A 13,028-nucleotide genomic window follows, 5' to 3' on the forward strand; every position below is an offset into this window, starting at 1 on the left:
TACATTAGAGTTGAACTTACGATTTATTTGTGATTTACTTCTTCCCTTTCCAAATTAAATCTTAATTTAAAATATGCTCTTCTACTAATTCATTAGCAAGGATAAGGAATACACTTGATGTCCATGTAAAAGCAGGATCACGAAGCCCCTCTCCTGTTAAAGCGTTGAAGTTTTCAGCCATACCTGCTTGGTTTGCCATTTTACAATATTTTTCTGCGGTTTTTCTTGCAAGTTTGAATTCACCAATTGCCTTTAGCCCATCAATTAGCAACATTGTAGAAGGTGCCCAAATCGGTCCACGCCAATAACCATCATGGCGATAAAATGGACTATCCACACTTTCTGTTGCAAAACCATGTTCTGTTTCGAATTGATTGTCATGGAGCAAACGATTTATTAAGACGTTTCTTTGTGATTGAGATAATCGTTCTCCTAAAATTAACGGAATATACAAAATCAAGCTTTGAGATGAAATTGGTTGATGAGATCCAGATAGGCAGGCTTTAAATCCTTCTTCTGTCCAAAAATGTTCCATCATCTTGTTAAAGGTTTCATCTGCTCTGTATTTCCAGTCTTTAGCTTCTCTTACTCTACCAATCATTTGAGCAATCTTCGCTAGTACATCCATTTGAATAATTAAAAAAGCTGCCAAATCTGGTGTCTCAACAGGTACACCCGTTGAAAATACCGTGCTATTATCCCACCCACTATCGTTTCCATGATTATATTGTGGTATCCCATCATTATCATCATCTCTAAATCGGAACCACCAGTTTGTCCATTTTGCCAATGGATTATAAATCTCCCTTAATTTTTCACTTGTAATAAAATCAGTTCGTTCCATCATCCATTTTACTGTCCATCCGTGAATCGGAGGCTTACAACAATTCCACAATGCAAACTGATCATTTAAAAAATCCGGTAATGCCCCGCTTTCATCCTGTGAGTCAAAAAAGATACAAAACTGGTCCCAAGCCAATTCTGGCTGTAATTTAGTCAAAGCCATTGCATTAAAACAATGGTCCCAACTCCATATATTTGTCATCCAATTTTTAGACATATACATTGCCGGACGGGATAACAGTCCTTCTCCTTTTACGATAGAAGACCATGTTATATATGCCGCTGTTTCTCTACCGTTTTGAAACGATTCTGGAACCATTAACGTTTTGTTTTTCCAGTTATCAAATTCATCTTTTACTTTTTTTACACATTCTAAAAAGCTATTTTCAAGGCTTGGATCTTTTTCATAAGTAATATGATAATCTGTAATGGCTGTTTCAAAAGATTCGTTTGAGTTTTTTGGCCGGCAAATGATGTGAATGAATTTACTTTTATCTACTTCAAAAGGGGCATTAACTTCAACACTCCCCTCAATTGGGATCATACGAAATCTACGCTTTTCTTTAAAACTATTAATCTCCCATGTTTTGTCAGGACAAGCTAATGCATAATCATAAGTTCCAGTAAGTGCAGTTAATTGAAGATTAAGTCCGTTCCCTTTCATTCTGATTGTTCTGTCCGAGCTAAAGCAGCACTCCAATACTCCCTCTTTTGCGACAAGTCTTAGAAAGTAAGGTGTAAATTCAACGTCATAATCTTGCGGAACTAACTCATCATTCACTAAATTAATTTTAAAAATAGCACCACTTTTTTCGTCTCCACCACGAATGGTTCGAACAAATAATGCTTTACGTTCATAGTCCCCAAAATATATTGGAGATATTACGAAATAAGATCCATTTCGACTAAAAGGGATCTTCATATTTTCAATTTTCAATAATACTCCTCCTCAAAATTTCAATATGAAAGTCCCAAAATATTCATCTTTTACTTGAGACCAGTTGAAGATACACCATTTACGATTTTCTTTTGGGCAAAGAAGAATAACAACAGTGGCGGTAAACTAATTAAGAATGTAACTGCCATAACACCTACCATATTTACATCATACATTCCTTTAAATTGAGCTAATCCTAATGTTAAAGTATATTTACTTTGATTGTTTAAGAAGATTAATGGGCCTAGATAATCATTCCAACTAGATAAAAAGTTAAATACTGCAATTAAAGCGATAATTGGCCACATTAAAGGCAAATGGATGCGATAATAAATTTGAAAAGCATTTGCCCCATCCATTCTTGCTGCTTCATCTAGCTCTTTTGGAATCGACATGATAAATTGTCTTAATAAAAATATGTAAAATGCAGATCCGAACCAAGATGGTACAATTAATGACTTTAATGTATTAATCCATCCTAGGAAGTTAAATTCCATATACAAAGGAATCATTGTTACTTCCCAAGGAATCATCATCGTTGCCAGAAGAATGATAAATAACACATCTCTACCTTTAAATTTAAATCTTGCAAACCCATAAGCGACTAATGTGGATGAGATGATTTGACCTATCGTCGTCATGATTGTCACAATTACACTATTCTTTAAAAACGTATTAAATGGCTGCATATTCCATGCTTTTGAAAAGTTTTCAAAATGCCATTTGGAGGGTAGCCATTTAGGTGGGAAAAAATATAATTCATCTGGTGATTTTACTGAAGTCGTTATCATCCATATGAATGGAGCTAAGAATAATAATGATAAAAATATCAATAAAACGTAAATAGATCCATTCCCTAGTTTCCTTTTTAATCTCATCAGTAGCCCCCCATATTAAGCGTTCTCGTTTTTGACTTCATTTTCGTAATACACCCAGGCAGATGAGGATTTAAAAACGAGTAAAGTCAAAAATAATACAATTAAAAACATGATCCAAGCATTAGCAGAAGAATACCCCATTTTAAAATACTTAAATGCATTTTCATAAACATACATTGCATAAAAGTATGTAGACTGAAGTGGTCCTCCGCCCGTTAGCACTAACGCTAATGTCAACTGTTGAAACGCACTAATAATCGTAGTAATTAAATTAAATAACAGTGTTGGTGTTAAAAGAGGTAATGTAATTTTGAAAAAACTATATATCTTACCAGAACCATCAATTTCAGCAGCTTCATATAATTCTTGTGGGATATTTTTCAATCCCGCTAAAAAGATGAGCATCATTGTTCCCTGGCCCCATAAACTAGCAATAACCATTGCAATCATGGCCCAACCTTGTTTATTCAGCCAATCTGGTCCTTGAATTCCAACTAAAGACAGTAAATAATTCAATATTCCATAATCTCCATTGTAAACCCAAGCCCATATCATCGCTAAAGCAACTCCTGATATGACAGAAGGAACATAGAAAAAAGTTCTAAATAATGAACTTCCTTTTAAATTTTTATTTAACAAGATTGCCAAAAGAAGTGACAAAATGATATTGAGTGGTACAAATAGTAATGCAAATTTTACAGTTACCCATAGTGAATGCCAAAATAACGGATCATCCGTAAACATTGTGACATAGTTGTCAAATCCGACAAATTTTCTTTCCCCAACAATCGGCCAATCAAAAAAGCTAATGACAAGTGAATACAATAAAGGTCCTAACGTAAAAAGTAAAAGTCCAGCAATCCAAGGTGCAATGAAAAAATATGGGGCAAGCTTGCCCCATTGCTTTTTCTTTTTAACTTGAATAGAGGAATTTACTGTTTTATAACTTACGCTTGTCTTCATTAAAATCCTCCTAGTGCAGCTTATTTTTTTACATATTTCTCAGAATCCTTTACTGCTTGATTTAGTAGTTTTTTAGCATCATCCCCAAGCATGATCGCATTGATCGCAGCAGAAAGGTTACGATTTATCTCGTTCCAGTTCGAATTTAAAAGAAATGCAGGTGTATTTGATGAGTTTTCAAGCATTGTATAAAAAGGCTTATATAATTCATCTTCTGTAATTTTTGTTTCTTCAACTACACTTTTTCGAACAGGTAAATCAGCCTTTCTCATTTTGATTGCTTTTTCAGATGAATAGAATTTAACAAATTTCCAAGCTAAATCCTTTTGTTTTGAATCCTTGGCGATTGAAACAGCAGAAGAAGCAATTAATCCTTTTATAGGTTTAGATCCAAATCCAGGAATAACTGCAGTTCCGACATCAATTCCAGCATTCTTAAAACCATCTAATGGCCAAATTCCGCTAATATACATTCCAAGCTTGCCAGATTTAAAAATATCGCTTCCACTTTGTTGATTTTTGCCCCCTACTAAGACAGCTATTCCATCCTTTACCATATTAGAGTACATTTGTAATGCATCGATTGTTTCTGGGCTGTTCATATAGCCATTAATTTCTTTTCCATCATCGCTAACATAACTTCCACCATTACTCCAAATTAACCCTTGAAGGTCATACGTATCAGGCTCAGAAGATACGCCGAAACCGTATTGTTTTTTCTTTTTATCTGTTAATTTTTTAGCAATAGTTTTAAAATCGTCCCATGTCCATCCACTTGTAGGGTAAGGGATTTTATATTGATCAAATAGTTTTTTATTGTAATAAACGACCATTGTTGTAAAACCAGCTGGCATACCATATACTTCTCCATTAACACTTGAATAATTAAATAGGCCTGGGTAAAAATCATCCATATTAATGTCTTTGTCTTTTTTTATAAATGGTCCTAAAGGTTCCAATGACTGATGATATGTAGAGAAATCCCACATATACATCACATCTGGTGGGTTTTTCGCACCAAAAGAAGCAGCAAGTTTTTGATCAAATCCATCTCCATATGCTTCAACTTGAACTTTTACATTAGGGTTAGCTTTTTCAAATTCCTTTGCAATATTTTGTTGAATTTTTAGTGTTTCTCCAGAATCCCATGTTGCGAATCGAAGTACTTTCTTATCGTTTTTGTTGTTTTCTCCAGTAACACCTTTTGATCCACACGCTGTAACGAACAATACAACAAAAGTCAGCATAATGGCCCACCACTTATTTCTTTTCATAAGAACCCCGTCTCCTCTCTAAATATCTAAATTTTCAAAAAATTAACCACCTTCATTATAAATCGAATGAAAGCGGTTAAACACATCCATATGTTAGATTAAAAGTGTACTTTTATCTTCATTTTACGGATTCATGTCATTTTGTTCGGTGTAAGGTGTATTTTTGTTTTGTCCGATATTTAGAAGGTGGAAAACCAGTACATTTTTTGTACCATTTACTAAAATATTTTGAATCTTCAATCCCAACCTTTTCAGCAATCTCTTGAATTGTTAGAGAAGATGTTTTTAATAAGTGGTCCGATAATTCTATTCTCTTTTTTTCAATAAATGAATGAATACTAAAACCCGTTTTCTTTTTGAATAACGTACTTAAATGACTCCGACTCATTCCTACAAATTCTGCTATACCATTAACTGAAATAGGTTCAGATAAGTTGGAAATGACATATTCCATTACAGTAGAAATTACTTTTGGACAATGTTGAACATTTTCGTGTATATGATCAAAAGCAGGTTTCGGACTTAAAAGACTTTCTTTTAAAATGTCATCTTGGAATGAAGATAGAAACTGATTTAAATCTTCATCTTCAAACGATGTCTTTAAAAGATACCCTGATGCCCCAATTTTTAAGCCTTCTTGCGCAAATTCAAAATCTTTATGACAGCTCAAAAGTAAAATTTTTGTCTTAGGAAAATTTTCTTTTATTTTCTTTGAAAGCACTAGTCCATTTTCCTCTGGCATGACTATATCTGTAATGACGATTTCAGGCTGATGTTTTAAAAATTCCTCCCATCCTCTCAAACCGTTAGGTGCATCAGCAATAACTTCCATACCATACTTTTGCCAATCTACAGTTGCAATTAATCCTTTACGTACGATTGTTTCATCATCAACTATTAACACTTTGATAATCGGTGTTTCTTTCACTCTCTCCCACCCACCTTTTTGGCCAATAAATCGAAATAATCGTTCCTTGCCCTTCAATGGAATCTGCAATTATCCTATGGTTTTTTCCAAAATGTATAGTAAATTTTTGCTTTACATTGTACATTCCAATTCCTCTTACATTCGTTTCGGATGTTGGAGGTGAAAATATGGTTTCTAATCTTTGCTTTGACATTCCTTTTCCATTGTCTTTCAGAATAAGTTCAAAACAGCCATTTTTTTCGTTTATTTCTATGTAAATTTCACCTCGACCATCCTCAAAAGCATGGAAAAATATATTCTCAAGCATTGGTTGAAGCGTCATTCTGGGGATTAATGCTTGTTCAAGTTTTTTATCCATTTCAAACTTACATGTAAAATTAGGACCGTATCGTAGTTCTTGAATGACTAAAAAATGATGAATGGCTTCAAGTTCCTCTTTAAGAGAGATAAGTCCAATTGTAAAATTTAAATTTCCTTGTAGAACTTTCGTTAAGTGAATTAACATTTTACTAATTTCATGATTTCCATCTATACGTGCTTTCCACTGAATGGTATTTAATGTATTAAACAATAAATGTGGATTTATTTGATAATGAACAGCCTTCAACTCTGCTTCTCGTTTAAGTTCCTCTGATTTCTTAATTTCTTCCATCAATTGTTTAATTTTAGAAACCATTCTATTAAAATGAAAACTTAGTTTTCCGATTTCATCTTTTGGTTGAATCGGTAATTTTTTATCAAATATTCCGTTACTCACTTCGTCTATTGCAAGCTTTAGTTTTTGAATCTTACTTGAGAACTGTTTTGAAAATAAATAGGATAAAACAACAGCCAATAAAATGGCAATGATCATACCAATTGTAACGACTTTTACTATTACTTTAGTTGACTTATAAAATACATCATTTGGAATTCTAAATTGAATCTTCCAGTTACTTGTTTTAGTAGACTCAGTCCAAACAACGTCATTTTCTAAATTTTTCTTGTTACTGATTGTGCGATACAAATATTCACCCGACTGATTATAAATAGATATACGAGAATCTAAGTCAGTTTCCAATACATTTATCATTTTAAATAAATCATCTGCGTCTGTTTCAATTAAGATATAGCTATTTTTTAATGCGCCATATGATATCTTAAGAGGAACAACTAGACCGATAACTTTTTTAGGATTATTTTCTTTATAATGCGTTGGAGTATAAATTCCAATTTCGATATCCTGTTTTCCTCTTGCCTTATTTAAAATTTCGATCTTTTGAAGTTTTTCAAAATTCAGATTTCTATCACCGTAATAATAGCCAGATGATGTAATTAAATAGATCCCTTTAATTCCAACATTTTGATATGTCTGAATCATTCTTTCTAAATTAATTTCTTCTTTAAAATCAGCGTATGTTTTAGGTCTCTGGTCACTTAACTCGATTGAGGATTGATCTTTAATATATTGCTTTATCGATTCAACACTAAAATACATATCTCCAATCATCCGATCCAGTTCCTTTTGGATCTTCTCACCAGCAAATTGATTATAGTTTCTAAACTGTTCTTTCACTACACTTGAGGACTGGAAAAAAGAGATTAACCCCAATGTCACTAAAGGAATGATTGCTACAAACAAAAACATTATTAATAGCTTTTTTTGTGTGTTCAAATGACCTAGATGATACAGGAATTCTCTTACACTTTTCATTATCAACGATCCTTTTTTTAAGATTAGGCTCTTTTAATAAAGATTATTGGTATTCGATAAAATCCACTCGCTTTCCACAGACGAACCATCTAGCCTCGTTAGTCCAAGGCTTCGGGGTCTCGGCAGCCTCGTTTTTCCGCAGGAGTCTCGAGGATTTTATCTCAAAACTCAGCTTCATTAATTTCAACAATAAACTTTAACTAAGCATCCGATTACATAGATCTTTATAAATTATTTTTACAAACTTACTTCTCTCTATAACGAAAAAATCCTTTCTAAAAATTTTATTTCGAAGCATGTTGCATAAATTTTGTTTATTAAAAAGTAAAAAGTAGCTGATTTTATACTCAGCTACTTAATTTGAATGTTAACATATATGAGTAAATGGAATCTTCACTCATTTTAAATTAGATTACGAAGTGCAATTAAAACTAATATAACTCCACTTAAAATTGTACTAAATTGTCCTATTGTCCATGATCCAATTCTTACATTTGCTACTTTTTTTCCTAAAGCGACTCCTGATCCAATAGCAAGAAAACTAAAAATACCGGCCGAGATTGATATAGCAAGTGGGGATAATCCTATTAATCCAGCACCTACACCATTTGTTAAAGCATTCATAGATACTGCGATTCCTAAAACGATTGATTCTAAAAAGCCAATATCGCCTGATTGATCAAAATCAGCTTTTTCAGGAGAACTTAAATAACCAGTTACACTATTTGAAGAAGATTCATTAACAACTTGTTTTTTTGAGTTTACTTTCTTTTTTCTGGGAATTGCTAACAGAACAATTCTGAGGCCAATCACAAATAAAAACAAAGCACCTATGACATTAGACATAGCACCAGGAAATACATTTGAAATGTATTGCCCAAATATAATACCTAATTCACTAAATAAAAAAGCAATTATGGAAATAATAAAGTTACCCCAAAAACTTACATGAATACCGCGAATACCATAAGATACCCCTACTCCAAAATTGTCAATGCTAGATGACAATGCAAGCAAAAGAACAGGAATCCAAGATGTAATAGTCATATTCGTTATACTCCTTTATATGGCAAAATTCTTATAAAGTGAAACTTCCATCAGTGGGGGCGTTCATCCCCCACTAATCTTCCTCGTTTCTATTGAAACTTGAGATTGGGGTTTTACTGCCCGTTAATGCGGAATAAATAGTCATTTAAGAATTGCCATCTACTTATGGTGTTTAAGAAATTTTTCCATTAGACCTAAATCAATACATATTTCATAATATGATGTTCTCCTCATATAGTAACTTGTTTAGGTTATTTTTAAGTAGGCACAGTTAAAGTTTATTGTTGATAATTAATAAAGATGAGTTTTGAGTTAAAATCGGCGAAACTCAAGCAGAAAAATGAGGCATCTGAGACCACACAGAGGTACGAGCGAGGAGGCTCGTTGGTTCGTCCGCGAAAAGAGAGTGGATTTTATTGAATATCCATAATCTTATTTAACAGAGCCTTCAAAAAAAAGAAAAAATTATTATACTTTTTAAATAGAAACCAGGAATAATTAACTTTATTTCTATTGTTTTTGTTATACTGCCATGTTTAAATTTTTTAAGAAACCTAATAATTTCTTAAAACTCTTTTATTCTATTTATATTGACAAAAATCCATTTGTTTTTTATTCTCAATTAGACTGTTCTTACAATTTTAATAGTCGAAAAATAGTGGATTTTGTATTAAATCAATAGTTTAAATAGATATTTGTTGAAAAAATTTAAGCAATTTTTAATAAAGAGGTTGCAGAAAGATTCAACATAGCATGTTAAAATCTCAATATAAAAAACTATGAATAACATTGAAGTTTCTATCGACTAAATTACTATAGATGGATTTAAGAATTCAATGGTCTATACAATGAAGGAGGTCTAAACGTACTAATGAGTGAAACACGTAAATCAACTAAAAGAAAAAGGAAGAAAAAACACCCTATTTTAAGGAGCTTTCTTGTAATTTTCGCGATTGCTATTGTATTTATAGGATATAAAGGGGTTAAGGCATATGTTGCCTTACAAAACACAACAAAAGGCCAACAAATCCACTCGACTATTCGTAAACAGGAAGCGCAGGTCTCTCAGCCGTTTTCAATATTATTTTTAGGAATAGAAAACTATTCAACAAAAGGTGTAGGTGGAAGAACAGACTCAATGATCTTAGCGACTGTTAATCCAAAAAATAAAACAATTGAAAAATTAAGTATTCCTCGTGATACAAAAGTATATATTCCGTATCGAAATGTAGATTCAAAAATTAATGGTGCATATAATGGAGGTCTTCAATCTGCAGTAGATACTGTGGAAAACTTTTTACATGTTCCCATTGATTATTATGTAACAGTTGATTTTAATGGTTTTAAAAATATTGTTGATGCTGTAGGTGGAATTGATGTAAATGTTCCTTTTGATTTCTGGGAACATACAGACGCAAAACCTCGTGGCACAGTTTACTTCCATAAAGGCGTACAACATTTAAACGGTACTGAAGCATTAGCATACTCTCGGATGAGAAAACGTGATCCACGTGGTGATTTTGGACGTGAAGACCGTCAACAACAAGTTATGATGGCGATAATTGATAAATTAAAATCACCAGAAACACTTTTAAATATTGACAATTATGCACAAGTTTTTAGTCAAAATGTTAAAACAAACATGAGCATTTCTCAAGGACTTTCAGTATTTAATGACATGAAAGGCGCAACTTCCCAAAATATTGAAACACTTAAACTTGAAGGTAACGGTTCGAACGATGGTGGTGTTTATTACTACATTGCAGACCCAACAAGCGTAAGTGATATTTCAAATAAAATGCGTGCCCACTTGAATCTTGATCAATCTCAAACCAATTCAGTAAATGCACAATAATAAAATAGCTGAACAATTGATTAGTAATTTAATCTTTTGTTCAGCTATTTTTAATGGTTTAAAGTCATAATATGTTATTTTTTAAGTTTCTATAAAAATTTAGTTCTGTAATACATGTCCATTCATTTAATTCACCATCCTATTTAAATTAAGGCTATTTTCATATACATTGTTGCTATTTTAGAATGCGAAAGTTGATTACAACTCCAGGTTGCTCCCTTTCCGCTATTCCCACAGGAGTCTCGCACCTTCCGCCCGAATCAACTTCTGTCTTTAACGTTACAAATCTCAATAGCAACAATCTTTTAGAAAAAAGCCTAAATTAATCTTCTTCTTGTTTAGGCTCTTAGTTGGTTTATTTTACTTTTAAAACTTATTTTTATTTTCCTTTAATGCATTTATTATGTCATATAGTGAAGGATTTTCTTGTTCAAAATAGTCATTCATAGGACAATTACCACTTGAAAGTCGATTAAGTACCATTGGTATAATGTAATTTTCAAATTTTAACTGATCAGTAATTTCATCCCAATAAAGCGGAGTTGCTACTGTTGGTAATTCCTTTCCTCTAGTTGAGTATGGACATATGATCGTCTTACCTTCCCCATGCTGGACATAATCTAAATAAAGTCTTCCTCCTCTATTCTTTTTCAAACGTTCAATTGTGAAATCATCTGGAAACTTTTCGACTAAATAATCTGCTATAAAAGATGTAAACAATCTGGTCTCATTGTAAGTTAATGTATTACGTTTAATCGGGATATGTATTTGTAAACCTTTACTTCCTGAGAGTTTTGGGTAACTAATTAAATTGAATGAGTCGAAAATTTTTCTCATTTCTTTTGCTGCCTTTATTGCTAAAGGAAACGCTTCTTTACATGGAGGATCCAAGTCGAATACAATTTCAATAGGATAATTACTATCTACAGTCTGAAACGGTATATGGAATTCAATTGCTAATTGATTTCCTAGCCATATTAATGTCGATAAGTCATTACAAATAATATACTTAATACCATCATTTTCGACTGTTTTAATAAATTTAGGTGCATAATCTGGACAGTTTTTTTGAAAAAAAGATTCTCCTGTTATTCCTTTTGGGTACCGAATTGTCGTTAATAATCTTTTTTCTAAAAATGGAAGAATAAACGGAGAAATTTGTGCTAAGTAAGCGAGAAAATTTTCTTTATTTACACTAGGGTCATTCCATATGATTTTTTCTGGATGTGTAATCTTGATTTCATTATCAATTGGGACATTGTTTAATATTAGACGATCCCATGTACATTGTTCCCAATCTTGTTGAAGAAGGAACGATTTAAAAATCGGGTTTATTAATTGTTCGTTTTCAACACTTTGAAAAGCTATTTCAACACATATACTCGGATCAACCATTATTATTTCATTTTCTTTACCATTTTGGTTATCAACTACCGTTTTAGTTAAAATTTCTTTTTCATTTTGTTTTAGACCCTTTTTGAATGAGCCAATACGAACGATTTTGCGTTCTTTAATTATTCCTATTTGAAAAGTTTGATCGTGTGTACTAAAGCCTATTAGAAAAAAGGAACCACTATATTTCGATCTTTTTTTAGAAAAAATATTATTTATTGGATAATCCATAAACTCTTCCTTTTATTATTTCAATTTACAAGTTTTCGGATCTTGGTTTACGAATGCCTGGATACTAGGTTGTCTAAGTGAATGCCCCTCTGGCCAGTCTATAAATTGTACTTTAACTGTTATTAATGGTTGAACCCATTTTACTTCTTTTACCCTCTCAGGTTTGTTAATAAATGGTTTCGTATCAATTTTGATTGATTCCACCACTTTCGTAAAAGCTTCCCACTCCTTAACTGTTAGTTTTCCTGTACCAACATGTCCAATAAACCAAAGTTGATCCTGATCATCATAAAGACCAATCAATATCGAATTCACGATGTTTGAACGATAAGTAACTCCACCGATCACTGCAATTAAGTCCTTATAATTTTTAACTTTTTGCCAATCTGCATTTTTGCCATTTATAATGTACCGACTATTAAGGTTTTTACAAACAATTCCCTCTAAATCATGTTGTTTACAGACTTCATACAAAGCTTTTCCATCACTTTGTGTTGGCACCAATTGAACATGATCATTTTGTTTAATTATTTTTGACAATATCTCTAGTCTTTTTTTTAAAGGTTCATTATTGATCCAATCACCGTTAAAATAAACAATGTCAAAGATCATATAGTAAATTGGGACAGATTTCATAACATGATTTACTCGATCCAAACGCCTAATTCCATCTCTACGCATTACTTCATGAAAAGATGGCTTACCGTTTTTATCTAAGGCAATCACTTCACCATCTAAAATGAATGATTTTGCGTTAATATAGGAATTGATGTTTGTAAGCTCAGGAAAAATAGGCGTCCGCTCATTTAGTTTTCTATTAAATAATTTGACAATGTCACCATTAAAATAAGTTAAAACTCTTACCCCATCCCATTTAATCTGTGAAACCCACTCTTCACCTTCAGGGATGTTATCTGATGAAATTGGTTCAAAGGGGTAAATTGGTTCTATTTCCATGTAAATCACCCTTATCTTAACTATTGAATC

The 13,028-nt window shown here is 32.4% G+C and carries 10 protein-coding genes; 1 reads left to right on the forward strand and 9 read right to left on the reverse strand.

Going from position 1 to position 13,028, the window contains the following annotated elements:
* Positions 1-61: 61 nt before the first annotated feature.
* The 7 genes from J5Y03_RS15280 to ytaF all read right to left on the reverse strand — a co-directional run bounded on the left by J5Y03_RS15280 (position 62) and on the right by ytaF (position 8,563).
* The gene (locus J5Y03_RS15280; RefSeq protein WP_209406961.1) at positions 62-1,765 is read right to left on the reverse strand and encodes an amylo-alpha-1,6-glucosidase; all 1,704 of its coding nucleotides are present in this window, start codon (positions 1,763-1,765) and stop codon (positions 62-64) included.
* A 65-nt stretch (positions 1,766-1,830) separates the two neighbouring features.
* Positions 1,831-2,658: a carbohydrate ABC transporter permease gene (locus J5Y03_RS15285; RefSeq protein ID WP_209406863.1), complete on the reverse strand. Its 828-nt coding sequence runs from the start codon at positions 2,656-2,658 to the stop codon at positions 1,831-1,833.
* A 15-nt stretch (positions 2,659-2,673) separates the two neighbouring features.
* Positions 2,674-3,621, reverse strand: a complete 948-nt coding sequence (locus tag J5Y03_RS15290) for a carbohydrate ABC transporter permease (RefSeq protein ID WP_209406864.1) — start codon at positions 3,619-3,621, stop codon at positions 2,674-2,676.
* A gap of 20 nt (positions 3,622-3,641) precedes the next feature.
* Complete coding sequence (locus J5Y03_RS15295) at positions 3,642-4,868, reverse strand: ABC transporter substrate-binding protein (protein ID WP_209406865.1); 1,227 nt, start codon at positions 4,866-4,868, stop codon at positions 3,642-3,644.
* Between the two features lie 163 nt (positions 4,869-5,031).
* Entirely contained in the window at positions 5,032-5,823 is a 792-nt protein-coding gene (locus J5Y03_RS15300) for a response regulator transcription factor (protein WP_322099592.1), read from the reverse strand.
* Positions 5,786-7,516: a sensor histidine kinase gene (locus J5Y03_RS20125; protein ID WP_209406866.1), complete on the reverse strand. Its 1,731-nt coding sequence runs from the start codon at positions 7,514-7,516 to the stop codon at positions 5,786-5,788. The genes J5Y03_RS15300 and J5Y03_RS20125 overlap by 38 nt, the downstream gene beginning before the upstream one ends.
* Before the next feature lie 402 nt (positions 7,517-7,918).
* Entirely contained in the window at positions 7,919-8,563 is a 645-nt protein-coding gene (gene ytaF / locus J5Y03_RS15310; protein ID WP_209406867.1) for a sporulation membrane protein YtaF, read from the reverse strand.
* 871 nt (positions 8,564-9,434) lie between these two features.
* Here ytaF and J5Y03_RS15315 point away from each other — a divergent pair.
* Positions 9,435-10,418, forward strand: coding sequence for an LCP family protein (locus J5Y03_RS15315; RefSeq protein WP_209406868.1), 984 nt, complete (start codon positions 9,435-9,437; stop codon positions 10,416-10,418).
* A gap of 366 nt (positions 10,419-10,784) precedes the next feature.
* On the opposite strand, the gene ligD is transcribed toward J5Y03_RS15315, so the two are convergent.
* Positions 10,785-12,041 (reverse strand): DNA ligase D, encoded by a 1,257-nt coding sequence (gene ligD, locus J5Y03_RS15320; protein WP_209406869.1) that lies wholly within the window; start codon positions 12,039-12,041, stop codon positions 10,785-10,787.
* 15 nt (positions 12,042-12,056) lie between these two features.
* Positions 12,057-12,998: an ATP-dependent DNA ligase gene (locus tag J5Y03_RS15325; protein ID WP_209406870.1), complete on the reverse strand. Its 942-nt coding sequence runs from the start codon at positions 12,996-12,998 to the stop codon at positions 12,057-12,059.
* Positions 12,999-13,028: the final 30 nt, after the last annotated feature.

Origin of the sequence: Gottfriedia endophytica, from assembly GCF_017814275.1 — a bacterium.
GTDB lineage: Bacteria > Bacillota > Bacilli > Bacillales > Bacillaceae_G > Gottfriedia > Gottfriedia endophytica.

Excerpts from the sequence above, each read along its gene's own strand:
- J5Y03_RS15280 (WP_209406961.1), bottom strand. The coding sequence starts at position 1,765 with ATGAAGATCCCTTTTAGTCGAAATGGATCTTATTTCGTAATATCTCCA.
- J5Y03_RS15285 (WP_209406863.1), bottom strand. The coding sequence starts at position 2,658 with ATGAGATTAAAAAGGAAACTAGGGAATGGATCTATTTACGTTTTATTG.
- J5Y03_RS15290 (WP_209406864.1), bottom strand. The coding sequence starts at position 3,621 with ATGAAGACAAGCGTAAGTTATAAAACAGTAAATTCCTCTATTCAAGTT.
- J5Y03_RS15295 (WP_209406865.1), bottom strand. The coding sequence starts at position 4,868 with ATGCTGACTTTTGTTGTATTGTTCGTTACAGCGTGTGGATCAAAAGGT.
- J5Y03_RS20125 (WP_209406866.1), bottom strand. The coding sequence starts at position 7,516 with ATGAAAAGTGTAAGAGAATTCCTGTATCATCTAGGTCATTTGAACACA.
- ytaF (WP_209406867.1), bottom strand. The coding sequence starts at position 8,563 with ATGACTATTACATCTTGGATTCCTGTTCTTTTGCTTGCATTGTCATCT.
- J5Y03_RS15315 (WP_209406868.1), top strand. The coding sequence starts at position 9,435 with ATGAGTGAAACACGTAAATCAACTAAAAGAAAAAGGAAGAAAAAACAC.
- ligD (WP_209406869.1), bottom strand. The coding sequence starts at position 12,041 with ATGGATTATCCAATAAATAATATTTTTTCTAAAAAAAGATCGAAATAT.
- J5Y03_RS15325 (WP_209406870.1), bottom strand. The coding sequence starts at position 12,998 with ATGGAAATAGAACCAATTTACCCCTTTGAACCAATTTCATCAGATAAC.